General features: G+C 65.7%; 26 protein-coding genes and 1 riboswitch. Of the genes, 17 read left to right on the top strand and 9 right to left on the bottom strand.

The features are described from left to right. The first annotated feature begins 43 nt into the window (after positions 1-43). The 7 genes from BM133_RS25920 (at position 44) to cynS (ending at position 6,138) form a co-directional block, all read left to right on the top strand. The gene (locus BM133_RS25920) at positions 44-469 is read left to right on the top strand and encodes a nuclear transport factor 2 family protein (RefSeq protein WP_093440288.1); all 426 of its coding nucleotides are present in this window, start codon (positions 44-46) and stop codon (positions 467-469) included. 46 nt (positions 470-515) lie between these two features. Beyond that, positions 516-1,730, top strand: a complete 1,215-nt coding sequence (locus tag BM133_RS25925) for a sensor histidine kinase (protein ID WP_093440290.1) — start codon at positions 516-518, stop codon at positions 1,728-1,730. A 1-nt stretch (position 1,731) separates the two neighbouring features. Continuing rightward, a complete protein-coding gene (locus BM133_RS25930; RefSeq protein ID WP_093440293.1) occupies positions 1,732-2,400 on the top strand; it encodes a response regulator transcription factor in 669 nt (222 codons plus the stop codon). 158 nt (positions 2,401-2,558) lie between these two features. After that, positions 2,559-3,914: a CmpA/NrtA family ABC transporter substrate-binding protein gene (locus tag BM133_RS25935; protein ID WP_093440295.1), complete on the top strand. Its 1,356-nt coding sequence runs from the start codon at positions 2,559-2,561 to the stop codon at positions 3,912-3,914. Positions 3,915-3,917: 3 nt separating this feature from the next. Beyond that, positions 3,918-4,787 (top strand): nitrate ABC transporter permease, encoded by an 870-nt coding sequence (gene ntrB, locus BM133_RS25940; RefSeq protein ID WP_093440298.1) that lies wholly within the window; start codon positions 3,918-3,920, stop codon positions 4,785-4,787. A 22-nt stretch (positions 4,788-4,809) separates the two neighbouring features. Then, entirely contained in the window at positions 4,810-5,637 is an 828-nt protein-coding gene (locus BM133_RS25945; RefSeq protein WP_093440301.1) for an ABC transporter ATP-binding protein, read from the top strand. Positions 5,638-5,694: 57 nt separating this feature from the next. Then, positions 5,695-6,138: a cyanase gene (cynS, locus tag BM133_RS25950; RefSeq protein ID WP_093440303.1), complete on the top strand. Its 444-nt coding sequence runs from the start codon at positions 5,695-5,697 to the stop codon at positions 6,136-6,138. A 33-nt stretch (positions 6,139-6,171) separates the two neighbouring features. On the opposite strand, the gene BM133_RS25955 is transcribed toward cynS, so the two are convergent. After that, the gene (locus tag BM133_RS25955) at positions 6,172-6,921 is read right to left on the bottom strand and encodes an SDR family oxidoreductase (protein WP_093440306.1); all 750 of its coding nucleotides are present in this window, start codon (positions 6,919-6,921) and stop codon (positions 6,172-6,174) included. Between the two features lie 131 nt (positions 6,922-7,052). Between BM133_RS25955 and BM133_RS25960 the strand changes: the two genes are divergently transcribed. The 4 genes from BM133_RS25960 to BM133_RS25975 all read left to right on the top strand — a co-directional run bounded on the left by BM133_RS25960 (position 7,053) and on the right by BM133_RS25975 (position 9,072). Then, positions 7,053-7,535, top strand: coding sequence for a hypothetical protein (locus BM133_RS25960; RefSeq protein ID WP_143100222.1), 483 nt, complete (start codon positions 7,053-7,055; stop codon positions 7,533-7,535). A gap of 4 nt (positions 7,536-7,539) precedes the next feature. Further along, the gene (locus BM133_RS25965; protein WP_093440311.1) at positions 7,540-8,073 is read left to right on the top strand and encodes an SMI1/KNR4 family protein; all 534 of its coding nucleotides are present in this window, start codon (positions 7,540-7,542) and stop codon (positions 8,071-8,073) included. Positions 8,074-8,411: 338 nt separating this feature from the next. Next, positions 8,412-8,735 (top strand): hypothetical protein, encoded by a 324-nt coding sequence (locus BM133_RS25970; protein ID WP_093440314.1) that lies wholly within the window; start codon positions 8,412-8,414, stop codon positions 8,733-8,735. A 61-nt stretch (positions 8,736-8,796) separates the two neighbouring features. Then, a complete protein-coding gene (locus BM133_RS25975) occupies positions 8,797-9,072 on the top strand; it encodes a hypothetical protein (protein ID WP_093440316.1) in 276 nt (91 codons plus the stop codon). A gap of 47 nt (positions 9,073-9,119) precedes the next feature. Here BM133_RS25975 and BM133_RS25980 read toward each other — a convergent pair whose 3' ends face one another. Both BM133_RS25980 and BM133_RS25985 read right to left on the bottom strand, forming a co-directional pair. Beyond that, entirely contained in the window at positions 9,120-9,539 is a 420-nt protein-coding gene (locus tag BM133_RS25980; RefSeq protein WP_093440319.1) for a hypothetical protein, read from the bottom strand. Positions 9,540-9,636: 97 nt separating this feature from the next. Then, a complete protein-coding gene (locus BM133_RS25985; protein WP_093440322.1) occupies positions 9,637-10,002 on the bottom strand; it encodes a glutaredoxin domain-containing protein in 366 nt (121 codons plus the stop codon). 180 nt (positions 10,003-10,182) lie between these two features. Between BM133_RS25985 and BM133_RS25990 the strand changes: the two genes are divergently transcribed. Both BM133_RS25990 and BM133_RS25995 read left to right on the top strand, forming a co-directional pair. Continuing rightward, positions 10,183-10,584: a YbaN family protein gene (locus BM133_RS25990; protein WP_093440324.1), complete on the top strand. Its 402-nt coding sequence runs from the start codon at positions 10,183-10,185 to the stop codon at positions 10,582-10,584. 64 nt (positions 10,585-10,648) lie between these two features. Further along, positions 10,649-11,191 (top strand): nucleoside 2-deoxyribosyltransferase, encoded by a 543-nt coding sequence (locus tag BM133_RS25995; RefSeq protein ID WP_093440327.1) that lies wholly within the window; start codon positions 10,649-10,651, stop codon positions 11,189-11,191. Here the strand turns inward: BM133_RS25995 and BM133_RS26000 are convergent. The 6 genes from BM133_RS26000 to BM133_RS26025 form a co-directional block, all read right to left on the bottom strand. Continuing rightward, positions 11,185-11,775, bottom strand: coding sequence for an NADPH-dependent FMN reductase (locus tag BM133_RS26000; RefSeq protein WP_093440329.1), 591 nt, complete (start codon positions 11,773-11,775; stop codon positions 11,185-11,187). The two genes, BM133_RS25995 and BM133_RS26000, sit on opposite strands and share 7 nt — an antisense overlap. Then, positions 11,768-12,385 (bottom strand): Pr6Pr family membrane protein, encoded by a 618-nt coding sequence (locus tag BM133_RS26005; RefSeq protein ID WP_093440332.1) that lies wholly within the window; start codon positions 12,383-12,385, stop codon positions 11,768-11,770. The genes BM133_RS26000 and BM133_RS26005 overlap by 8 nt, the downstream gene beginning before the upstream one ends. Before the next feature lie 31 nt (positions 12,386-12,416). After that, positions 12,417-12,758, bottom strand: a complete 342-nt coding sequence (locus tag BM133_RS26010) for a DUF1161 domain-containing protein (protein ID WP_093440334.1) — start codon at positions 12,756-12,758, stop codon at positions 12,417-12,419. Positions 12,759-12,799: 41 nt separating this feature from the next. After that, positions 12,800-13,198, bottom strand: a complete 399-nt coding sequence (locus BM133_RS26015) for a GNAT family N-acetyltransferase (protein ID WP_093440337.1) — start codon at positions 13,196-13,198, stop codon at positions 12,800-12,802. A 139-nt stretch (positions 13,199-13,337) separates the two neighbouring features. Then, the gene (locus BM133_RS26020) at positions 13,338-15,575 is read right to left on the bottom strand and encodes an NADP-dependent isocitrate dehydrogenase (protein ID WP_093440339.1); all 2,238 of its coding nucleotides are present in this window, start codon (positions 15,573-15,575) and stop codon (positions 13,338-13,340) included. A gap of 149 nt (positions 15,576-15,724) precedes the next feature. After that, a complete protein-coding gene (locus BM133_RS26025; RefSeq protein WP_093440341.1) occupies positions 15,725-16,369 on the bottom strand; it encodes an ABC transporter ATP-binding protein in 645 nt (214 codons plus the stop codon). Between the two features lie 150 nt (positions 16,370-16,519). Further along, a riboswitch (glycine riboswitch) is annotated at positions 16,520-16,644 on the top strand. Positions 16,645-16,827: 183 nt separating this feature from the next. On the opposite strand from BM133_RS26025, the gene BM133_RS26030 reads away from it, so the two are divergent. The 4 genes from BM133_RS26030 to BM133_RS26045 are packed head-to-tail and all read left to right on the top strand — an operon-like array spanning position 16,828 to position 21,956. Next, the gene (locus tag BM133_RS26030) at positions 16,828-18,393 is read left to right on the top strand and encodes an ABC transporter substrate-binding protein (protein ID WP_256219357.1); all 1,566 of its coding nucleotides are present in this window, start codon (positions 16,828-16,830) and stop codon (positions 18,391-18,393) included. Positions 18,394-18,418: 25 nt separating this feature from the next. Further along, entirely contained in the window at positions 18,419-19,360 is a 942-nt protein-coding gene (locus tag BM133_RS26035) for an ABC transporter permease (protein ID WP_093440343.1), read from the top strand. 20 nt (positions 19,361-19,380) lie between these two features. Next, the gene (locus BM133_RS26040; RefSeq protein ID WP_093440414.1) at positions 19,381-20,337 is read left to right on the top strand and encodes an ABC transporter permease; all 957 of its coding nucleotides are present in this window, start codon (positions 19,381-19,383) and stop codon (positions 20,335-20,337) included. A gap of 2 nt (positions 20,338-20,339) precedes the next feature. Next, positions 20,340-21,956 carry a dipeptide ABC transporter ATP-binding protein gene (locus BM133_RS26045; RefSeq protein ID WP_177224942.1) on the top strand — a complete coding sequence of 539 codons (1,617 nt, stop codon included), beginning with the start codon at positions 20,340-20,342 and terminating at the stop codon, positions 21,954-21,956. The last annotated feature ends 21 nt before the right edge of the window (positions 21,957-21,977 follow it).

A 21,977-nucleotide genomic window follows, 5' to 3' on the forward strand; every position in this document is an offset into this window, starting at 1 on the left:
CATTGCGGCCCTCGACAACCCCTCAACCACCGAAAGCCCCCTCATGGAATCCCGCCCGCCGCTGCCGCCCTTCACCCTGGAGAGCGCCACCAAGAAAGTCCAGGCCGCCGAAGACGCCTGGAACACCCGCGACCCGGTTCGCGTGAGCCTGGCCTACACGCCCGACACCGAGTGGCGCAACCGCGCCGACTTCGTCAACGGCCGCGAGCAGGTGGTCGAGTTCCTCACCCGCAAGTGGGAGCGCGAGCACGACTACCGCCTGAAGAAGACGCTCTGGGCCTTCACCGACAACCGCATCGCGGTGCGCTTCGAGTACGAATGGCACGACGCCGCGGGCCAGTGGTTCCGCAGCCATGGCAACGAGAACTGGGAGTTCAACGAGCAGGGCCTGATGCAGCGGCGCTACGCGAGCATCAACGACCAGCCCATCGCGGAGTCGGAGCGCAAGTTCCGCTGGGACCGCGCCTGAAGCGCGGGCAGCACACCCGGGCACGGGTGTTGCTTGCTTTTGGTGCATGGAGACGCCCGTACTGAACCCCACCGCCAGCCATCCGCTCTGGCAGCACCAATTGGGGCTGCTGCTGGAGTCCACCGGCGAGGGCATCTTCGGCATCGACCTGGACGGCCACTGCATGTTCATCAACCGGGCCGGCGCGCAGATGCTGGGCCACGAGGCGCGCGACGTGATCGGCTCGAACATGCACGAGCTCACGCACCACTCGCACCCCGACGGCTCGCACTACGCGGACACCGACTGCCCGATCTTCAACGCCTTCCGCCGCGGCCTGCCGTGCCGCATCGACACCGAGGTGTTCTGGCGCCGCGATCGCACCGCCTTCGCGGTGGAGTATTCGAGCCACCCGATCATGGACGGCGCGCAGGTGCGCGGTGCCGTCATCACCTTCGTGGACATCACCGAGCGCCGCCGCCATGCCGAGGCGCTGCAGCAGGCCAAGGACGAACTGGGCCTTCGCGTGCAGGAGCGCACGCGCGAACTCAGCGATGCGCTCGTGCAGTTGCGCGAACTCTCGGCCTGGCTCGACAAGGTGCGCGAAGACGAGCGCACCCGCATCGCGCGCGAGGTGCACGACGAGCTCGGCAGCCTGCTCGTCGCGCTCAAGATGGACGTCAACTGGATCGGCAAGCGCCTGGGCGAGCAGCAGGAGCGCACGCCCGACGCGGCCCAATCCATGCGCGACCAGATGCGCTGCAAGTGCGGCAACATGAGCCAGCTGATCGAGCGCGCGGTCGACAACGTGGGCCGCATCATCACCGACCTGCGCCCCAGCATCCTGGACCACCAGGGCCTGTGGGCCGCGCTCGAATGGCAGGCCCACGAATTCGTGCAGTCGGCCGAGATGGAACTCGACTGGCGCTTCGACGTGCCCGCAGGCGTGGAGCTGCCCGAGCCCGCGGCCATCGCGGTGTTCCGGATCTTCCAGGAGATGCTGAGCAACGTCGGCCGCCATGCGAAGGCGCGCAGCCTCGATATCCGCATCGGCGTGGAACAACAGCAACTGAGCATCAGCGTGCGCGACGACGGCGTCGGCGCACCGGCGCAGGCCTTCGAGGCGGCCACTTCGTATGGCGTGCTCGGCATGCGCGAACGGGCGCGCCACTTCGGCGGACGCATCGACATCGAAAGCCGGGTGGGCGAGGGCAGCACCTTCCGCCTGCACCTGCCAATACCGCTGCCGCTGCCGGTGCCGCTGCCGGTGCTGGATGCCTGAGATGAACGACATCCGCGTGCTCATCGGCGACGACCACCGCATCGTGCGCGAGGGCCTCAAGCAGATGCTGGGCGACCTCTCCAACGGCCTGCCTTCGATGACCGTGCGCGCCGAGGCGCAGACCGGCCCCGAGGTGCTCGCCGCCGTGCAGGAGCTGGGTGGCCCCGAGGGCCTGGACGTGGTGCTGCTCGACATCGCACTGCCCGGCCGCGACGGCCTGGACGTGCTGCAGGCGCTGCGCAAGGACTGGCCCACGCTGCCCGTGCTGATGCTCAGCACCTACCCCGAGAAGCAGTACGCGGTGCGCTGCATCAAGCTGGGCGCCTCCGGCTACCTGAACAAGAGCGCCGATGCCGACGACATGGTGAGCGCGGTGCGCAAGGTGGCCGCCGGCGGGCTGTACGTCTCGGCGGCCACGGCCGAAGCGCTGGCCGCCGCGGTGGGCCGCAGCGCCGGGCAGGGCGCCGAGCAACTCTCGCACCGCGAGCACCAGGTCTATCGCCTGCTCAGCGCCGGGCACAGCGTGAGCGAAATCGGTGCACAGCTGGGCCTTGCGCCCAACACCGTCAGCACCTACCGCGCGCGCATCCTGGAGAAGACCGGCACCAAGAACGACGTGGAGCTCGCGCTGTATGCCGAACGCCACGGCAAGGCGGCGCCCTCAGCCTGAAAACGGAGCCGGCGGCTGCCGTCTTGTAGTGCCAGCCCTACAAGCCCTCGACAAGCGCGGCACGATCTGGGCGCCGGAGGCCTTGGGGCCTCGCTTGGCCTCGCTTCCGGCCCGGGCCTTGCATCGGGGACAGCATCTTTTCACCGAGGTGCACCACCATGTCCAGCCCGTCCGATTCGACCGCCTGCGATCTCTACGACGCCGACCGGCCCCTGACCATGCGCTGCGCCTGCGGCCGCAACCACGGACGCGGCGCCGAAATCGACGTCAGCCCGGACGACAAGCTCGAAGCCAGCCTCATGAAGGCGCTGTTTCCGAACGACAGCGTGCGCCGCAACTTCCTGCGCGCCGTGGGCGCCAACACCGCGCGCGCCGCCATCGCCTCGGTGCTGCCGCTGGGCGCGCTGCAGGCCATGGCGCAGGACAAGGCGCCGCTGGAGAAGACCAACCTCAAGATCGGCTTCATCCCCATCACCTGCGCCACGCCGCTGATCATGGCGCACCCGCTGGGCTTCTATCAAAAGCAGGGCCTCAACGTCGATGTGGTGAAGACCGCGGGCTGGGCGCTCATCCGCGACAAGATGCTCAACAAGGAATACGACGCCACGCACTTCCTGTCGCCGATGCCGCTGGCCATTTCGATGGGCGCGGGCTCCAACCAGGTGGCGATGAACGTCGCGACCATCCAGAACACCAACGGCCAGGCCATCACGCTGGCCAACAAGCACAAGGACAAGCGCGACCCGAAGATGTGGAAGGGCATGAAGTTCGCCGTGCCCTTCGAGTACAGCATGCACAACTTCCTGCTGCGCTATTACGTGGCCGAAGCGGGCCTGAACCCCGACACCGACATCCAGATCCGCGTGGTGCCGCCGCCCGAGATGGTGGCCAACCTTCGCGCGGGCAACATCGACGGCTACCTCGGCCCCGACCCCTTCAACCAGCGCGCGGTGTTCGAGGAAATCGGCTTCCTGCACCTGCTGACGCGCGACCTGTGGAACGGCCACCCCTGCTGCGCCTTCGGCACATCGACCGAGTTCATCGAGAAGAACCCCAACACCTTCGCCGCGCTCGTGCGCGCGGTGCTCACCGCATCGGCCATGGCGCGCGAGCCGAAGAACCGCGAGCTCATCGCCAAGGTGATCGCGCCCGCGCAGTACCTGAACCAGCCCGAGACCGTGCTCACCCAGGTGCTCACCGGCAAGTTCGCCGATGGCCTGGGCAACATCCGCACCGTGCCGGACCGCGCCGACTTCGACCCCATTCCCTGGCAGTCGATGGCGGTGTGGATGCTCACGCAGATGAAGCGCTGGGGCTACGTGAAGGGCGACGTCAACTACAGGCAGATCGCGGAAAAGGTGTTCCTGCTGACCGACGCCAAGAAGCGCATGAAGGAACTCGGCCAGAGCACGCCCGATGGGGCGTACCCCAAGTTCACCATCATGGGCAAGGTGTTCGACCCCTCGAAGCCCGACGACTACGTCAAGAGCTTCGCCATCAGCAAGATGGCCTGAGCCATGCGCACGAGAACGCTCTCGCTGAAGGCCGCGCTGGTGTCGCTGCTGATGTTCCTGCTGCTCGTGGGCGCATGGCAGCTCGCCACTTTGCCGGCGGCCGGCGTCGATGCCACGGTCGGCATGACCGCCGAGCAGATCGAGTACCAGAAGATGCTCGGCAAGGACCCGACGCAGGGCCAGGTCAAGAGCTCGGGCTTTCCCACGCCGGCCGAGATGGGCGCCACCGCGTGGAAGCACCTGTCCAACCCCTTCTACGACAACGGGCCGAACGACAAGGGCATTGCCATCCAGCTGGCCTATTCGCTCGCCCGCGTGGGGCTGGGCTTTCTGCTGGCCTGCGTGGTGGCGGTGCCGCTGGGTTTCGTCATCGGCATGTCGCCGCTCTTGCACAAGGCCTTCGATCCGTTCATCCAGGTGCTCAAGCCGATCTCGCCGCTCGCATGGATGCCGTTGGCGCTCTACACCATCAAGGACTCGTCGGTCAGCGGCATCTTCGTGATCTTCATCTGCTCGGTGTGGCCGATGCTGCTGAACACCGCCTTCGGCGTGGCCTCGGTCAAGCGCGAGTGGCTCAACGTGGCGAGCACGCTCGAGGTGAAGCCGCTGCGCCGCGCGTTCCGCGTGATCCTGCCGGCGGCGGCGCCCACCATCCTCACCGGCATGCGCATCAGCATGAGCATCGCCTGGCTCGTCATCGTGGCGGCCGAGATGCTCGTGGGCGGCACCGGCATCGGTTACTTCGTGTGGAACGAGTGGAACAACCTCTCGCTCACCAACGTGATCTTCGCGATCCTGGTGATCGGCGTCGTGGGCATGCTGCTCGACCAGGCCTTTGCCGGCCTGCAGCGGAAGGTGACCTATGTGGAGTGATCGATTTGCACAAGGCGCCCTCATGACACCTGCCCCCACGCCCTTGCCCGCCACCGGCGGCTTCCTGCGCATCGAGGGCCTGGCCAAGGCCTTCGCTCCCGCGCGGCCCGTGTTCGCCGACGTGTCCTTCACGCTCGACCGCGGCGAGTTCGTCTGCATCATCGGCCACTCGGGCTGCGGCAAGACCACCATCCTCAACGTGCTGGCGGGCCTGGACCAGGCCAGCGCGGGCCATGTGTTCATGGACGGCCGCGAGGTAGCGGGCCCCAGCCTGGAGCGCGGCGTGGTCTTCCAGAGCCATGCGCTCATGCCCTGGCTCACCGTGCGCAAGAACATCGCCTTCGCCGTGTCCTCGCGCTGGCCCGACTGGTCGGCCGCGCAGGTGGACAAGCAGGTCGAGCGCTTCGTGGACATGGTGGGCCTGCAGGCGGCCATCGACAAGAAACCCTCGCAGCTTTCGGGCGGCATGAAGCAGCGCGTGGGCATCGCGCGCGCCTTCGCCATCCAGCCCAAGATGCTGCTGCTCGACGAGCCCTTCGGTGCGCTGGATGCGCTCACGCGCGGCACCATCCAGGACGAGCTGATGACCATCGTGCGCCAGACGCAGCAGACGGTCTTCATGATCACGCACGACGTGGACGAGGCCATTCTTCTGGCCGACCGCATCCTCTTGATGACCAATGGCGCCGACCAGCCCGGCGGCGGCTACCGCGCCGGCAACATCGTGGAGACCGTGGTCAACCCGCTGCCGCGCGAGCGCACACGCGCCTCGCTGCACCACCTGGACGGCTACTACGCGCTGCGCAACCACATCGTCGATTTTCTCGTCACGCGCGCCAAGGCGTCGTGACCCTGTCGCCTATTCGCTCACTCACTCACTCTCAATTTCAATCAGGAGCAAACCCGCATGAACCGCAACGACGTCACCGAGAAGATCATCACCGTGAAGGTGTCCAAGGGCATCCAGTGGGCCGACGTGGCCAAGAAGGTCGGCCAGTCGAAGGAGTGGACCACCGCCGCGTGCCTCGGCCAGATGACGCTCGACGACAAGCAGGCCAAGGTCGTGGGCAAGATCTTCGGCCTCACGCCCGAGGAGCAGAAGTGGCTCCAGGTCGTGCCCTACAAGGGGTCGCTGCCCACGCCCGTGCCGACCGATCCGCTCATCTACCGCTGGTACGAAATCGTGAGCGTGTACGGCACCACCATCAAGGAGTTGATCCACGAGGAGTTCGGCGACGGCATCATGAGCGCGATCGACTTCAGCATGGACATCCAGCGCCAGGCCGACCCGAAGGGCGACCGCGTCAACGTGGTGCTGTCGGGCAAGTTCCTGCCGTACAAGACCTACTGACGCGGCCGCTGTCCGTCGCCGATCACCAGCCGATCACCACGCGTGTGCGGCCGGCCTGGACACCGTGCCGGGCCGCACGGGCATCGTGATGCCGTACCCCTCGATGGCACCGGCCACCGATCGCGCGACGCTCTCGGCCGGCGTGGCAAGACGCCGCCGCGTGTGCATGCGCTCGAAGCGATAGCTCGCGGCGATGCGCTCGGCCAGCGGATCGGCGAGGCCCGTCACGTCGGGGCTCACCACCGTGACGTGCAGGCGCCCCTCGTGCTCCTGCCGAAGCCCTTCGGAGACCGCGTTCACCGCGTACTGCGTGCCGTGGTACACGGCCGCCTCGGGCGTCACGCCCTGCGCGGCCATCGGCGTCACATTCACGATGTGGCCCCAGCCCTGCAGCTGCATCGTCGGCAACACGGCCGCGATGCCCAGCAGCACGCCGCGCAGGTTCACGTCGATCATGAGTTCCCACTCCTCGATCTTGCGGTTCCACAGCGGCGACATCGGCATCACACCCGCCGCGTTGACCAGCACGTCGATCTGCCCGTGCGTGTCGAAGGCGAACTCCGCGAAGGCCTCCATGCTGGGCCGGTGCGTCACATCGAGATGCTGAAAGCTCGCCGAGCCGCCCGTCGCGTTGATCTCGGCCGCGAGGGCTTCGAGCCTGTCGGTGCGCCGTGCACCGAGCACCACGCTGGCCCCACGCCGCGCCAGCAGCCGCGCGGTGGCTTCGCCGATTCCGCTGCTCGCACCGGTGATGAGGACGACTTTCTCCTGGATTGCGCTCATACAAAACTCCTCGTGCTGGGGGTGGGCCATGGCGCGAAGGGTGCGCCGGGCATGGAGAGAAGTTTCGTGCGGATGGGGGTTGGAGCGGTATCCGGATCGAACGGGGTTCTTGCCTGATTCTGCGAAACGCGATGCAAAAGCGGGCGCATTGCATCGCGCTATCACCCGCTACAGTTGCCAACCCGAACGGATATTCCATCTCAACAATGAAAAAGAAGCGACTTCAGATTACCGTTGCTCTTGCCTTTGCAGCGGTCTTTTCAGCGCAGGCGCAGGAGGTGAGCGATGCGCGTGTGAAGGAGTACGCCGCCTGCCAGGCATGGTCCTACGCTGTCATCAAGTCTTCGGATCGAAGCGAAATTCCGCAGGACTGGGCTGCCTGGTCATTTGGATTGATAGGAATGGGCATGGCCTCGCCATTCAACGATGACTGGTCGCCTTTCCGGGAAGATGCCAGGTATCAGGAGCAACTGCGGAAGATCCGAGAAAGTTTCGGAACGGCGGCCCCATCGGCGCGCAACCCTGCTTATGTGGCGGCTTACGAGACCTGCATGAATTGGGTGCGGTCTGTGAAGGCGGAGCTAGACGAGAAGGTTCGGAAAAGCCGCGAGTAAATCCATGGACTGGGAAGAATTCAAAGCTCGGACCGAGCGCATGTGGCGCAGCAGCCGAATCCTCTCGGACGTCTGGGGCTATCAGATCGTGGCCGGGACGCAATGGAATGCCGGCATGACCGAAGCTGAGGTCGAACGATTCGAGCAGCAACTCGGATTTCCCTTTCCCTTCGATTACAGAGACTTGCTCCGCTGCATCAATGGCTTCGATCGCGAATGCATCGATGTTCGAGGAGATCCGCAACTGCCGCCTCGGTATTCCCGCCAGTTCTACAAGTACCCGGACGATCTGCCGAATGTTGCGTGGCTGCTGGCAGACACCATCGAATATCGGCAGGCCATAGACGAGGTCCTCGAAGGCGAAGGTTTCAGTCCGAATGATGTCATCGGCTTCATCCCGATCTATTCGCACCGTGTGCTCGCCGTATTCAGGGATCGCAAGTTGTCCCCGGTGCTTTCGATGGTCGGCAATGACGTGATCATCTATGGGCGTGACCTCGCGGACTACGTCTCGCATGAGTTCATTCGAGACCAATGAGCGAGGCATCTGGCTCCGCACCGTGTGGTTGTTGGCGTCTGCCTGGCTGGATGCGGGCGTTTGATTGACGCGGGCTGACCCCACCGTTACATTGCACTCGCCTCGTGATCAGCGAGGCCGGGTTTGACAGCCTGAAAGAACCGCGGTGAAAGCCGCATACCCGCAATGGTTGCGGCTTTTGCCATTCCGGCTTCCTTTTAGGCGGCTCGGATGGGAGGGCTCGCGCCCTGCCGGTTTCGCCTAGCGGTTCCCGGTCTGTCAACCCGTTCGAGCCGCCGCCTTCGTTTGACAGCGAGTGGGGCGGTTGTAGCAAAGCTGAACCGATAGGGAGGGCCAAAATGGCCGAGTCATCAATCACAGCGCACGACAGTGCGGAGTTCAAACCCTTTGTGTGGAATCCCCTTCAGGGACTCGATCACAAAGAACGGCGATACGCCTTGTTCCTCAATGACGCGCGCGACGTGGTGCAAGGGGCGCACACGTTGATGGAGTTGCTCGCGTGGGATGAAGATCGACGCGACGAAGCGCGTTCGTCGAACGGGCCTGCGCCACTGCTCAGCGCGGCCGATCGCGCATCGCTTCAACGGTTGGCCATCGCCTCCCTCGGCATGTTGCACACCGAGATCGAAGGCCAGTGCGAAGAGGTGGGCAAGGCGCATTGACACACGGGGCCGCCACCGGCGGCCTCTGAGGCATGATTCATCGCCAACTTGAGGACAAGCAATGCTTCCGTGGTTCTTGATGATTGCCTCAGCGCTGCTTGCGTACCTTGCCTACGACGCCGCGCGTCTTTCGACGCCGGCCGATTCGGTGCCGTACTCGCAGACGGCCAAAGGGCTGGGTCAAGACGTGACGCACGTCCCTTTGAGTGAGCAACATCGACTCAAGCGATGGAATTCAGCTTTCGGCTTGGGCGACCTCGCCGGCACCGTATGGCTCTTCGGCATCCTCTCGGTCGGAGCGTTGGCGGCTGCGGTGCTCGCGTTCTTCCGCGTTTAGCGGATGCTTCCGGGAGCGACGCAAATCTTTGCAGCAGTGTCCAGCAATCAGTTCGTAGAAATCGCCTGGATCGCACGCTGGACGGCACTCGATACCTTCGGCAACTCCATGAGAGCGCGCTCGTTGCCGAAAGGCCGGTCGATCGCGGCGCGCCCAACCTGGTAATTCATCTTCACATCGCCGTCGAAGAAAGTCCGCGCCTCGCTGCGCGGGAAAAGACCCGCATCGGTTTTCAGGCTTGCGGCGAGGTGGCGATTGACGCTTTGGGGATTGGCACCGTAGGGTCCGGTTCCCTCGACGATGATGACTTCTGCAGGCGCCGGTGCGGGCAATGTTTCAACAAGCGCACCCTGCTCGCTCGACGGCCGCAGCGCCGCTTCGACGGCATAGGCCGAGGAGGCTCCCATCAGGAGGGAGCTCAGGCACAGGGCGAACGTCTTGCGCGCGAAGATGGATCGAGAAATCATTGTGAAGCTTCCTTGTTGAAAACTGCTTTGCGATGGATCGGGACTTTACCGCTCCTTCGGGGGGCGCAGGAACAGCGCAGTGTTCGGCGGCAAGTGATCAGCCGAGAAGACTCTTCAGCTCACCGCCATCGATGAGCTTCTGCAAATCCGAAGCACCCCCAACCAGCGTGCCCTTCACGAACACCATCGGAAACGTCGGCCATCCGGTCCACATTTTGAGCGCGTTGCGGTCGCGCCATTGGCTCAGGTAGTTGCCGTATTCGAGGTACTTGTACGGCTGCTTGATGGCATCGAGCGCCTTGCGCGCTTCCTTCGGATGCGGGTTGATGCCCATCCCCACCACGACCACGTCGTTGGCCGAGACCGCGGCCATGACCTCGCGCACGATGGTCTGGCGGCTCTCGGCAACTTTCGTGCGGATGGCGGGGTGGATGCGGGCTTCTTCGAGGACGGGACGGGGCATGCGGATCTTTCGTTGGTTCGCGTGACTGTAAGGGGCCTTTGCGACGTCAGTGTTCTTGCCTGTTCCTCGCGATGCCGGTTCGCTGGCGCGCCGATTGAAAGCTGGTGAAGAATGGGCACTGGCGAAGGCACCGGTCCGGTCCGCTGTCGCCGCCGTCCGATCCCCTTCGAGAGTGTTGCGTTGAACCCTGGCCCCAAGCCCCTGTCCCTGCTGGCACGCGTGCTGTTGCACTGCTTCGCGGTGCTGTGCCTCGTCCTCGGGCTCATCGGCGTCGTGCTGCCCGGCATGCCGACCACCGTGTTCATCCTGATGGCCGCCTGGGCCGCCGCGCGCAGCTCGCCGCGCCTGCATGCGTGGCTGCGCAATCACCGCATCTTCGGGCCGCTGCTGCGCAACTGGGAGAACGGCCGCACCGTGAGCCGGCGTGCGAAGTGGAGCGCGACCATCACCATGGCCGCCTGCGCCGTCATCGTGTCGTTCACGGCCCATCGCGTGTGGATGGCCGTGTTGGCCATCGGCTGCATGGCGGTGGTGCTCGCATGGTTGTGGTCGCGTCCGCTGCCACCGCCGCCTCCACAGTGATGCGCCAGGATGCAGTTCTTCGTCGCATATTGAGCTGAGGCCGAAAATCGACGAAGCTGTTGCCATGGACCAGACCTCCGACACCCCGACGCGCCCCCGGATCTATCTCGCAGGCCCCGACGTTTTCCGTCCGGATGCGAGGGACCATTTCGTGCGGCTCAAGGTGGCTTGCGATGCGCTGGGTCTCGCGGCACTGCTGCCCGCCGATGGCGAAGAAGAGCCATCGCCCGACGCGCTGGAAAAGCGCATCTACGAAGCCAACATGCAGCGCCTTCGCAGCGCCGACGGCGTGGTGGCGAACCTCTCGTCCTTCAGGGGAACGGAGCCGGATTCGGGCACGGTGTTCGAGGTCGGTGCCGCTGTGGCGCTGGGCATTCCCGTCGTGGCCTATGGCGTGCCCGAGGGCAGTTATGCGGACCGTGCGCGTGCGACATTGCCATGCGCGCACGACGCGAACGGCGTGCTGCGCGAGAGCGCGACCGGCATCGCGGTCGAAGACTTCGGGCAGCCGTTGAATCTCATGTTGGCGTGCTCGATCTGCATCGAGGCAACGCCTGAAGCGGCGCTGCAGAAGATGGTCGAAGTGCTCGCGGCCCTGCGTCAGTAAGGCGGCGCCTTCCGCGCCCTTTGCGCGCGCGCAGCCTCGGTCCACCAAGCCAGATCGTCAGCGAACCGAGGGAAAGCGCGCTCCAGCGCTTCGCCCGCCTTGCCCGTCGGTTGACCGGCTTCGTCCAGCGTCTGCGAAATCGGCCCCACCGCCAGCGTGCTCGACACCACCACCATCCCCATCTCCGACAGGATCGAGTGCCACACCGTGCCCGAGCGCACGCCCGAGAAGCGCCCGGCCGAATAGCTCGCGACAGCGGCGGGCCGCCAGAACCACTCCTCGAGGAAGTGATCCGTCAGGTTCTTCAGGCCGGGCTGCGGGCCCCAGTTGTATTCGCCGGTCACGAAGATGAAGGCATCCGCCGTGCGGATCTTTTCCGCCAGTGCTTCCATGGCCTCAGGCGCCGTGCCCTTGGGGTACTCCTTGTACATGCGGTCGAGCATCGGCAGGTCGACCGCCTTGGCGTCGATGAACTCCGCGTCGGCGCCGCGCGCGCGCAGGCCTGCCATGATGAAGTCCGCGAGCCGCACGCCCATGCGGTCCGAGCGGTACGAGCCATAGAACACCAGCACCTTGTCAGCCATCGTTGCTCCTGTCGAGTCTGTTCCCCAGCGCGAGCAGCACCCAGCCGCCGACGAAGAAGGTCAGCGCAATGCCCACGGCATACACGGCCACGCCGCCGTAGCCGCCCACGTTCGCGGGGTTGAGAAAGGGGTAGGGGTACCAGCCTCCCGTCCCGCGCACCAGCGCATAGGCCAGGTACGCGAGCGGAAAGATCTGGATCACGAGCAACTGCCTGGCGCCCAGCCTCGTGCGCGGCGGCTGCAGCAGCCAGTCGAGCACGACGGCGCAGGGCATCACGTAGTGCAGCCAGGTGTTGATCCACGGCCGCAGCGCGCCGAGGTCCACCTCGCGCAGCAGCAGCGTGAAGACGATGCCGACCACCGCCATGTTGACGGTCGAGACGGCACGCAGCCGGTCCATTGAGGCGGACGTCGCACGGCCCGAGAGATGCCGGAACGCCGTCAGCAACAGCACGAACGCCGCGAACAGGTTCGACAGGTTGGTGAAGTAGCTGAAGAAGTTGACGACGTTGAACCCCATGCGCACATGGATCGACAACTGCCAGCCGACGGCCACCAGCGTGACGAGGCCGAAGAACAACCGCAGGATCGAGAGCAGGAAGGGGTTCATCGTCTTCGCGCTGCGCCCTGTGTGGCCGTCGTCAGCGCTTGCAGTCGCCGCCGACGGACACCGTGCCGTCCTTGCATTCGGTCAGGATGTCGCTGTCTTCGGGCGGGCTGGGCGGTGTCGTGGCCGGGACTGCGGCACCCGCTGCCGAGCCCACATCGCGCTGGTAGACGATCTTCTTGGTGCCCAGCTCGCAACTGCCCACCACCTGGCCCGATACAGGCGCATTGGCATCGACGGTCAGCACCGCGAACCGCGTGACGCCGGCCGCGCCGATCTTCGATTCGATCTGCACGCGCAGGGCCTCGCAGCTCTCGGTGGCGTGGGCCGCACCGGCCGCTGCGATGCACGCGATGGAAATCAACCAGAGTTTCATGAGTGGCCTGCCTTTCGCAGCGTGGTTGACGGGCGAACAGTCTAGCCCCGTGCGGCGCGAGGCCGCTCCATCGCGAGCGTCGAGTGCACGAATCCCAGCCGGGCGAAGAACGCCGGCGCGCCGTCCCTGCCTGCGCGCAAGACCCAGGTGATGTTTTCCTCGGCGCCCACGATGTGCTCGACGAGCGCACGGCCGATGCCGCGCCCGCGAAACGGTGCGGCGACGACCACCATCGACAGGTATCCGTTCGAGAGGCCGTCGCTGAGCGCGCGGGCGAAGCCGGCAATTTCTCCGTCGAGCACGGCCACGCACCCATGCTGCGATGCAGCCACCAGCCTGGCGAGACAGGCCTCGTCCGGAATCCGGTGCGCCCATCCGTTGGCCCCCAGCAGGCGGTAGACAGCTTCGAGGTCCGCAGCGGCGATTTCGCGGATATGCATTTCGTCTCCTCAGACTGGGTTCTTCAGGGCGTCGACGGTGGACCCGCAAATGACAACGGCCTGCCGCATTTGCGGCAGGCCGTTGTCGAGGCATGCATCCGGCTTCAGCAATGAAGCGCGAAGGCTGCCCGTTTCCTCATCAGGCTTGCGCCGCCGCCAGCACCGAGTTCAGCGTCGCGCTCGGGCGCATCACGGTCTCGAACTTGACCGGGTCGGCCAGGTAGTAGCCGCCGATGTCCACCGGCTTGCCCTGCACGGCGGCGAGTTCGTCGACGATCTTCTTTTCGTTGGCGCCCAGCGTCTCGGCCAGCTTCTTGAACTTGGATTGCAGTGCCGTGTCGTCGGTCTGCGCGGCCAGTTCCTGCGCCCAGTACATGGCCAGGTAGAACTGGCTGCCGCGGTTGTCCAGCTGGCCGGTCTTGGGCGACGGGTTCTTGTTGTTGTCCAGGAGCTTGCCGGTGGCGGCGTCGAGCGTCTTGGCCAGGATCTTGGCCTGCGCGTTGCCGGTCTTCAGGCCCAGGTCTTCCAGGCTCACGGCCAGCGCGAGGAATTCGCCCAGCGAATCCCAGCGCAGGTGGTTCTCTTCGACCAGCTGCTGCACGTGCTTGGGGGCCGAGCCGCCCGCGCCGGTTTCGTAGAGGCCGCCGCCGGCCATGAGCGGCACGATGGACAGCATCTTGGCCGAGGTGCCCAGTTCCATGATGGGGAACAGGTCGGTGAGGTAGTCGCGCAGGATGTTGCCGGTGGCGCTGATGGTGTCCAGGCCGCGCACGACGCGCTCCAGCGTATAGCGCATGGCGCGCACCTGGCTCATGATCTGGATGTCCAGGCCCGAGGTGTTGTGCTCGTGCAGGTACATCTTGACCTTGGTGATCAGCTGCGCCTCGTGCGGGCGGTAGGCGTCCAGCCAGAACACCACCGGCATGCCCGAGTTGCGCGCGCGCGTGACGGCCAGCTTCACCCAGTCGCGGATCGCGGCGTCCTTGACCTGGCACATGCGCCAGATGTCGCCCTGCTCCACGTCCTCGCTCATCAGCACTTCGCCGGTGTCCAGGTCGGTGATGTTGGCAACGCCGTCTTCGGGGATCTCGAAGGTCTTGTCGTGCGAGCCGTATTCCTCGGCCTTCTGGGCCATGAGGCCGACGTTGGGCACGGTGCCCATGGTCTTGGGGTCGAAGGCGCCATGCCACTTGCAGAAGTTGATGATCTCCTGGTAGATGCGGGCGAAGGTCGATTCGGGCATCACGGCCTTCACGTCCTTCAGGCGGCCGTCGGCGCCCCACATCTTGCCGCCGTTGCGGATCATCGCGGGCATCGATGCGTCCACGATCACGTCGTTGGGCGAATGGAAATTGGTGATGCCCTTGGCCGAGTCGACCATGGCCAGTTCGGGGCGGTGCTCGTGGCAGGCGTGCAGGTCGCGCTTGATCTCGTCCTGCGTGCTCTGGGGCAGCGTGGCGATCTTGTTGTAGAGATCGACCATGCCGTTGTTCACGTTGATGCCCAGCTCGTCGAACAGCTTGCCGTGTTTCTCGAAGGCTTCCTTGTAGAAGATCTTCACGCAGTGGCCGAACACGATGGGGTGCGAGACCTTCATCATCGTGGCTTTGACGTGCAGCGAGAACATGACACCGGTCTTGTGCGCGTCCTCGATCTCCTTTTCATAGAAGGCCAGCAGCGCCTTCTTGCTCATGAACATGGAGTCGATGACCTCGCGGTCCAGCAGCGCCACCTTGGACTTGAGCACGACGGTCTTGCCGCTCTTGGTCAAGAGTTCCATCTTGACGTTGCGCGCGCGGTCCAGGGTCATGGACTTTTCGCCGTGATAGAAGTCGCCGCCGTGCATGTGCGAGACGTGCGAGCGCGAGGCCTGGCTCCAGTCGGCCATGCTGTGCGGGTTCTTGCGGGCGTATTCCTTCACCGCGTTGGGCGCGCGGCGGTCGGAGTTGCCCTCGCGCAGCACCGGGTTCACCGCGCTGCCGGTGCACTTGTTGTAGCGCGTGCGGATGTCCTTGTCCTCGTCCGTGGTCGGGTTCTCGGGGTAGTCGGGGATCTTGTAGCCCTTGTCCTGCAGCTCCTTGATGGCCGACTTGAGCTGGGACACCGAGGCGCTGATGTTGGGCAGCTTGATGATGTTGGCCTCGGGCTTGAGCGTGAGCTTGCCCAGTTCGGCCAGGTTGTCGGGCACCTTCTGCGCGTCGCTCAGGAATTCGGGGAACTCGCCCAGGACGCGGGCGGCCACCGAGATGTCGCTGGTGGTGACGTCGATGCCGGCCGGGGCCGTGAAGGCGCGCACGATGGGCAGGAAGGCGTAGGTCGCCAGGAGGGGCGCCTCGTCGGTGAGGGTGTAGACGATGGTGGGTTGCTTCGTGCTCATGCGCTTGCTTCCGTAAAGCTGAGGGGGTCGGGGTGGCGGGAACTTCCGGCGGAGACTCCGGCGGGATCTGACCGCCGGAATCCGCGATTGTCGCCGGGCGGCGACCCGCCCGGACAGCCGCCGGGGTTATCTCCCCGCGCGAGGCTCTGTCAATGCAGCGGAAGCTCGATGGTGGCGGCCAGCGGCACCTCGTCGATCCGCGCGGCGCTGGCGACGACGAAGGCCCGGCCGGGCTGCTCTGCCAAGTCGGCCAGGGCACCCCACAGGGCGCGGACCGAGCCGGCGTCAAGGGCGGCCGTCGGCTCGTCCAGCAGCACCAGCGGGCGCCCCGAGGCGAGGGCAGCGGCCAGCCACACCTTGCGCCTGGAGCCCGTGGAGAGCATGTACATCGGCTTGTCGATGTGCGGCGGGAGGGAAAAGCCCTCCACCAGGGCCTGCCAGAGGTCTTCGTCGAAGCGGGCGTCGCCCTCGCGCAGGGTTGCCGTGCAAGCTCGCGCGGTGACCTGGTCGAAGCGGTCCGTGGCCGGGTCGACGAAGAACACGTTGCGGCGGTAGGCCTCGGGCGAGGCGTCCAGGCGCGTGCCGGCGACCGTCAATTGGCCCTTTGCCGCGGGCAGCACGCCCGCGATCACCTGGAGCAGCGCCGACTTGCCGGCGCCCGTATCGCCGTAGAGCAGCGTGACGCCGGGGCCGATGGAGGCGTTCCAGCCGGAGGCGATGGCGGGCTGGTCGGGGTAGGCGAAGACGATGTCCTGAAGGCGGAGGACGGGGGAGTGCGAGGGGGTGGTGTTCACGAGGCGAGGTTTTACCTCATCGAATGCGGGGCCGAGTGGCACGCAATCTGCTTGAAGGAAAGCCATCCAGGAGAAATGCCGGCTCGATGCTTCGAGTTAGTGCATTACCGAAGGCGATAGCCCAGAACGCTCAGGTCCCAAGACTGGATATTTACTAACGCTGGAGAGCGTTGCCCGGAACCGGCAGAGGTTCCGAGGGCAGCCGCCGAAGGGGCAAGCCATGCGCGATGAGCGTGCATGGTGAATCTCTCAGGCCAAAGGACAGCAAGGGCACTCGCGCCACGGCGCGGGCTGCCCTTGTTCGCTTCTGGAGCCTTGTTGTCATGACTTCCATTTCGAACGCCTCGCGCACCACGGTCATCGGCTTTGCCATGGCAGTGCCTGCGCGTGGCCGAAGCCTTGCATTCCTTCTTTCTTTTTTCAACCGGAGAACCGACATGCTGTCCAAGAGAAACCTGATGAAAACCATCCTCGCAGGCGCGGTGTTCGCGGCCGCTGCGGCATCCAGCCTTGCGCAGGATGCCGGCAAGGTGCTGCGCCTGGTGCCGCAGTCCGACCTGAAGATCCTCGACCCGATCTGGACCACCGCCTTCATCACGCGCAACCACGGCTACATGGTCTACGACACGCTCTTCGGCGTGGACGCAGAAGGCAAGGTGCATCCGCAGATGGTCGACAAATACACGACCAGTCCCGACGGCAAGACCTGGAGCTTCACGCTGCGCAAGGGCCTGGCCTTTCATGACGGCAAGCCGGTCACCTCCGAAGACGTGCTCGCCTCGCTCAAGCGATGGGGCCAGCGCGACGGCCTGGGCCAGAAGATGTTCACCGCGCTGGACAAGGCCGAGCCCGTCGATGCCAACAGCTTCAGGCTGGTCTTCAAGGAGCCCTTCGGCATGGTGCTGGATGCGCTGAGCAAGCCTTCGTCGAACCCGCCCTTCATCATGCCGGCGCGCGTGGCCGCCACGCCGGCCGACAAGCAGATCGACGACGCCACCGGCTCCGGTCCCTACATCTTCAAGAAGGACGAATACCGGCCCGGCGAAAAGATCGTCTACCTGAAGAACACCAAGTACGTGCCGCGCACCGAGGCGCCTTCCGGCACGGCCGGGGGCAAGAACGTGTACGTCGACCGCATGGAATGGATCGTGCTGAAGGACGCGCAGACGCAAGCCAATGCGCTGGCCAACGGCGAGGTCGACATGATCGAGTGGGTGCCCTCGGAGCAGTACACCGCGCTCAAGAACAACCCCGCCGTCACGCTGGACAGCCCCGTCTCCAAGGGCTCGTTCGCGCTGCACCTGAACCACCTGATTCCGCCTTTCGACAACCCGAAGATCGCGCAGGCTGCCTTCATGGCCATCAACCAGGAGGCGCTGATGCGCGCCCAACTGGTGCACAAGGAGCTGTACAACGGCTGCGCCTCCATCTACCCCTGCGGCTCGGCCTTCGCGTCCGACAAGACCGGCTACTTCACCGGCAAGCCGCAGTTCGAGAAAGCCAAGGCGCTGCTCAAGGAGGCAGGCTATGACGGCAAGCCCGTGGTGCTGATGTACCCGGCCGACTTCGCGGTGCTCAACAAGTTTCCGCCGGTGATGGCGCAACTGCTCAAGCAGGCCGGCTTCAACGTCGACATGCAGTCGATGGACTGGCCCACGCTGGTCACGCGCCGCGCCAAGAAAGACCCGGTCGACAAGGGCGGCTGGAACCTCTTCATCACCGGCTGGGGCATTGCCGACAACATGAACCCGATGTTCTTCGCGCCGCTCACCGGCAATGGCGAGAAGGGCTGGTTCGGCTGGGCCACCGACGACAAGCTGGAACAACTGAAGTCCGACTTCCTCGCGAGCGCCGACGAACCCAGGCGCAAGGAACTGGCCACCGCCATCCAGCAGCGCGTGTACGACACCGGCATCTATGCGCCCATCGGCGAATACAAGCCGCTCACGGCCTACCGCAAAGGCGTGGTGAGCGGCCTGGTGCGCTCGCCGGTCGGCGTGTTCTGGAACCTGAAGAAGAACTGAGACGGCTGGAATCAGGGAGTCACCCATGCTGCTCTTTCTTGCACGCCGCATTCTCTCGACCGTGCCGGTGCTCGTCATCGTCGCGCTGATCGTGTTCCTGATGCTGCGGCTCGCGCCCGGCGATCCGGCCGCCGCCATCGTGGGCGACAGCGGCACCAGCGAGAACATCGCCCGGGTGCGCGAGCAGCTGGGGCTCAACGAGTCGCTGCCGGTGCAGTTCTTCCACTGGAGCGCGCAACTGCTGCAGGGCAACCTGGGCGAGTCGTACTTCATGAAGAAGACGGTGGTGGAGCTGATCGGCCAGCGCATCGAGGCCACCGTGTCGCTCGCGGCGGTGACGCTGGTGGCAACCATCCTCATCGCGGTGCCGCTCGGCGTCGTCGCCGCGTGGCGCCACGGCGGCTGGCTCGACCGCATGCTCATGGGCTTCTCGGTCATGGGCTTTTCCATACCGGCCTTCGTGATCGGCTACGTGCTCATCTGGGTCTTCGCGCTGCACCTGCAGTGGCTCCCGGTGCAGGGCTACCAGCGGCTGAGCCAGGGGCCCTTGCTGTGGATCAAGCACCTGATCCTGCCGTCGATCACGCTGTCGATCATCTACGTGGCGCTGATCGCGCGTGTCACGCGCGCGGCCGTGGCCGAGGCGATGACCGAGGACTACATCCGCACCGCGCGCGCCAAGGGCGTCTCGGAAACACGGCTGCTGATGCGCCACGCGCTCGCCAATGCGGCCATTCCCATCGTCACGGTCATCGGTATCGGCATCGCGCTCCTGATCGGCGGCGTGGTGGTCACCGAAACGGTGTTCGCCATTCCGGGGCTCGGGCAGCTCACGGTCGATGCGGTGCTGTCGCGCGACTTTCCGTTGATCCAGGGCATCACGCTGTTCTTCTCCGTCATCTACGTGCTCATCAATCTGCTGATCGATGTGAGCTACCTGGTGTTCGATCCACGCATCCGCTATTGAACGAAGTGAACGAAAACACCATGACCGATTCGACCCTTCCGCTTGCGGTTGCAACGGCTGCGACGGACATCGCCGTCGAGCCGCTGGCGCCGCCCAGGCGCCGCTCGCTGCTCAGGCGCATCCTGGCCGACTGGTCGGTGCGCGTGGGCGGCAGCGTGCTGCTTTTCCTGGTCCTGATGTCGCTGCTGGCGCCGTGGCTGGGCACCATCGACCCCACGGCCATCGATCCCGGCAGCGGCAACCTCCTGCCCGGCACGCGCGGCGAGTTCAACAGCCTGGCCGGCGACACCTTCGAGCATCTGTTCATCATGGGCACGGACAGCCTGGGGCGCGACATCTGGAGCCGCACGCTCTACGGCGCGCGCGTGTCGCTCACGGTCGGCATCGCGGTGGCTGCGCTCGCCGTGGCGTTGGGCATGTTCGTCGGGCTGCTGGGCGGGTACTTTCGCCGCATCGACGGCGTGATCATGCGGCTGATGGACGGCGTGATGGCCATCCCCGGCATCCTGTTCGCGATCAGTCTGGTGGCGCTGTTCGGCGGCACGCTGCTCACCGTGGTGGTGGCCATCGCGGTGCCCGAGATTCCGCGCGTGGCGCGGCTGGTGCGCTCGGTGGTGCTCACCGTGCGCGAAGAGCCGTATGTGGAGGCGGCCATTGCGCTGGACACACCCACCTGGAAGATCCTCACGCGGCACATCCTGCCCAATGCCATTGCGCCGCTGATCATCCAGGCGACCTACGTGTGCGCCTCGGCGATCCTGGTGGAGGCCATCCTGTCCTTCCTCGGCGTGGGCCTGCCGGCGGACATGGCGACCTGGGGAAACATCATGGCGGAGGGCCGCGCGCAGTTCAACCAGTACCCGCACAACGTGCTGTTCCCGGGCATCTTCCTGGCGCTCACCGTGCTGGCCGTGAACATCCTGGGCGACGGGCTGCGCGACACGCTCGACCCCAAGTTCAACAAGCGCGGAGGCTGACCATGACCCAGGCCCCCGTACTTTCAGTTCGCGACCTCGCCATCGCACTGCCGCGCGGCGGCGACCGGCCGCACGCGGTCGACAAGGTTTCCTTCGACGTGCCGCCCGGCAGGATCGTCTGCCTGCTCGGCGAATCGGGCTCGGGCAAGTCGGTCATTGCCAACGCGGTGATGGGGCTGCTGCCTTCGGGCCTCGTGCCGGTGCGCGGCGCCATCGAATTGCAGGGCGAGAACCTGCTTGCCGCGCCGGCGTCGCGCCTGCGGCAGTTGCGCGGCCCGTCGATGGCGATGGTGTTCCAGGAGCCGATGACCGCGCTCAACCCCGTCATGACCTGCGGCGCGCAGATCGACGAAATGCTGGCGCAGCACGTGCGCATGGGCGCGGCCGAACGGCGGCGGAAGATCCTGGCCATCATGGGGCGCGTGCGGCTGCCGGAGCCCGAGCGCATCTTTGCCTCGTACCCGCACCAGCTCTCGGGCGGGCAACGCCAGCGCATCGTGATCGCGATGGCGCTGATCCTCAAGCCCGCGCTGCTGATCTGCGACGAGCCGACCACCGCGCTGGACGTGACGACGCAGGCGGAGATCCTCAAGCTCATCCTGGAGCTGCAGACCGAGAACGGCACGGCCGTGCTCTTCATCACGCACGACTTCGGCGTGGTGGCCGAGATTGCCGACGAGGTGGTGGTGCTGCAGCTCGGTGCCATGATCGAGAAGGGCGACAAGATGGCGGTGCTCACCGCGCCGCGCGAGCCCTACACGAAGATGCTGCTCGATGCGGTGCCCGAGCTTTCCGCGCACAAGCGCCCGCCGGTCGCGGACGCCTACCCGCTGCTGAGCGCCGTGGACATCTGCAAGACCTATGTCACGGGCAGTTGGCCCGGCAAGCGCCGCACGGTGAAGGCGGCGCGCGATGTGTCGCTCGCGGTGCGGCCCGGCGAGACCGTGGGCATCGTCGGCGAATCGGGCTCGGGCAAGTCGACGGTGGCGCGCTGCATCGCGCGGCTGATCGACCCGACCTCGGGCGACATCTTTGCCGATGGCCGTTCGGTCGCGCATGCGAAGGGGCGCGCGCTGTCGCCGTTCCGGCGCACGGTGCAGGTGATCTTCCAGGACCCGTACCGCTCGCTCAACCCGCGCCAGACCGTGGGTGCGTCGATCATCGAAGGGCCGGTCAATTTCGGCATGCCGCACGACAAGGCCTGGGCGCGCGCCGAAGAGCTGATGCGGCTGGTGCGGCTGTCGCCCGATGCGTTGCGGCGCTACCCGAGCGAGTTCTCGGGTGGGCAGCGCCAGCGCATCTCGATTGCGCGCGCGCTGGCCTGCGACCCGCAGGTGCTGATCGCCGACGAGGCGGTGTCGGCGCTGGACGTGTCGGTGCAGGCGCAGATATTGAGGCTGCTGGACGAGATCCAGCAGCGCCTGAAGATCGGCATTCTTTTCATCACCCACGACCTGCGCGTGGCCAGCCAGATCTGCGACAGCGTGATCGTCATGAGCCAGGGCGAAATCGTGGAGCGTGGCTCAGTGCGCGACGTGTTCTTCGCTCCCCGGCACGACTACACGCGCAAACTCCTGGCGGCAGCGCCGGGGCGCGATTTCGCATTTGCGCGCAGCTGAAATTTCTTCGTTCCCACGTCA

This window comes from Variovorax sp. 770b2 (assembly GCF_900115685.1).
Taxonomy (GTDB): Bacteria; Pseudomonadota; Gammaproteobacteria; order Burkholderiales; family Burkholderiaceae_C; genus Variovorax.

Excerpts from the sequence above, each read along its gene's own strand:
- BM133_RS25970 (WP_093440314.1), top strand. The coding sequence starts at position 8,412 with ATGGCCGAGTCATCAATCACAGCGCACGACAGTGCGGAGTTCAAACCC.
- BM133_RS26030 (WP_256219357.1), top strand. The coding sequence starts at position 16,828 with ATGAAAACCATCCTCGCAGGCGCGGTGTTCGCGGCCGCTGCGGCATCC.
- BM133_RS25995 (WP_093440327.1), top strand. The coding sequence starts at position 10,649 with ATGGACCAGACCTCCGACACCCCGACGCGCCCCCGGATCTATCTCGCA.
- BM133_RS26035 (WP_093440343.1), top strand. The coding sequence starts at position 18,419 with ATGCTGCTCTTTCTTGCACGCCGCATTCTCTCGACCGTGCCGGTGCTC.
- BM133_RS26000 (WP_093440329.1), bottom strand. The coding sequence starts at position 11,775 with ATGGCTGACAAGGTGCTGGTGTTCTATGGCTCGTACCGCTCGGACCGC.
- BM133_RS25965 (WP_093440311.1), top strand. The coding sequence starts at position 7,540 with ATGGACTGGGAAGAATTCAAAGCTCGGACCGAGCGCATGTGGCGCAGC.
- BM133_RS25985 (WP_093440322.1), bottom strand. The coding sequence starts at position 10,002 with ATGCCCCGTCCCGTCCTCGAAGAAGCCCGCATCCACCCCGCCATCCGC.
- BM133_RS25925 (WP_093440290.1), top strand. The coding sequence starts at position 516 with ATGGAGACGCCCGTACTGAACCCCACCGCCAGCCATCCGCTCTGGCAG.
- BM133_RS25960 (WP_143100222.1), top strand. The coding sequence starts at position 7,053 with ATGCAAAAGCGGGCGCATTGCATCGCGCTATCACCCGCTACAGTTGCC.
- BM133_RS26020 (WP_093440339.1), bottom strand. The coding sequence starts at position 15,575 with ATGAGCACGAAGCAACCCACCATCGTCTACACCCTCACCGACGAGGCG.
- BM133_RS25945 (WP_093440301.1), top strand. The coding sequence starts at position 4,810 with ATGACACCTGCCCCCACGCCCTTGCCCGCCACCGGCGGCTTCCTGCGC.
- BM133_RS25920 (WP_093440288.1), top strand. The coding sequence starts at position 44 with ATGGAATCCCGCCCGCCGCTGCCGCCCTTCACCCTGGAGAGCGCCACC.
- BM133_RS26045 (WP_177224942.1), top strand. The coding sequence starts at position 20,340 with ATGACCCAGGCCCCCGTACTTTCAGTTCGCGACCTCGCCATCGCACTG.
- BM133_RS26040 (WP_093440414.1), top strand. The coding sequence starts at position 19,381 with ATGACCGATTCGACCCTTCCGCTTGCGGTTGCAACGGCTGCGACGGAC.
- BM133_RS26005 (WP_093440332.1), bottom strand. The coding sequence starts at position 12,385 with ATGAACCCCTTCCTGCTCTCGATCCTGCGGTTGTTCTTCGGCCTCGTC.
- BM133_RS26010 (WP_093440334.1), bottom strand. The coding sequence starts at position 12,758 with ATGAAACTCTGGTTGATTTCCATCGCGTGCATCGCAGCGGCCGGTGCG.
- cynS (WP_093440303.1), top strand. The coding sequence starts at position 5,695 with ATGAACCGCAACGACGTCACCGAGAAGATCATCACCGTGAAGGTGTCC.
- BM133_RS25935 (WP_093440295.1), top strand. The coding sequence starts at position 2,559 with ATGTCCAGCCCGTCCGATTCGACCGCCTGCGATCTCTACGACGCCGAC.
- ntrB (WP_093440298.1), top strand. The coding sequence starts at position 3,918 with ATGCGCACGAGAACGCTCTCGCTGAAGGCCGCGCTGGTGTCGCTGCTG.
- BM133_RS26015 (WP_093440337.1), bottom strand. The coding sequence starts at position 13,198 with ATGCATATCCGCGAAATCGCCGCTGCGGACCTCGAAGCTGTCTACCGC.
- BM133_RS25930 (WP_093440293.1), top strand. The coding sequence starts at position 1,732 with ATGAACGACATCCGCGTGCTCATCGGCGACGACCACCGCATCGTGCGC.
- BM133_RS25955 (WP_093440306.1), bottom strand. The coding sequence starts at position 6,921 with ATGAGCGCAATCCAGGAGAAAGTCGTCCTCATCACCGGTGCGAGCAGC.
- BM133_RS25975 (WP_093440316.1), top strand. The coding sequence starts at position 8,797 with ATGCTTCCGTGGTTCTTGATGATTGCCTCAGCGCTGCTTGCGTACCTT.
- BM133_RS25980 (WP_093440319.1), bottom strand. The coding sequence starts at position 9,539 with ATGATTTCTCGATCCATCTTCGCGCGCAAGACGTTCGCCCTGTGCCTG.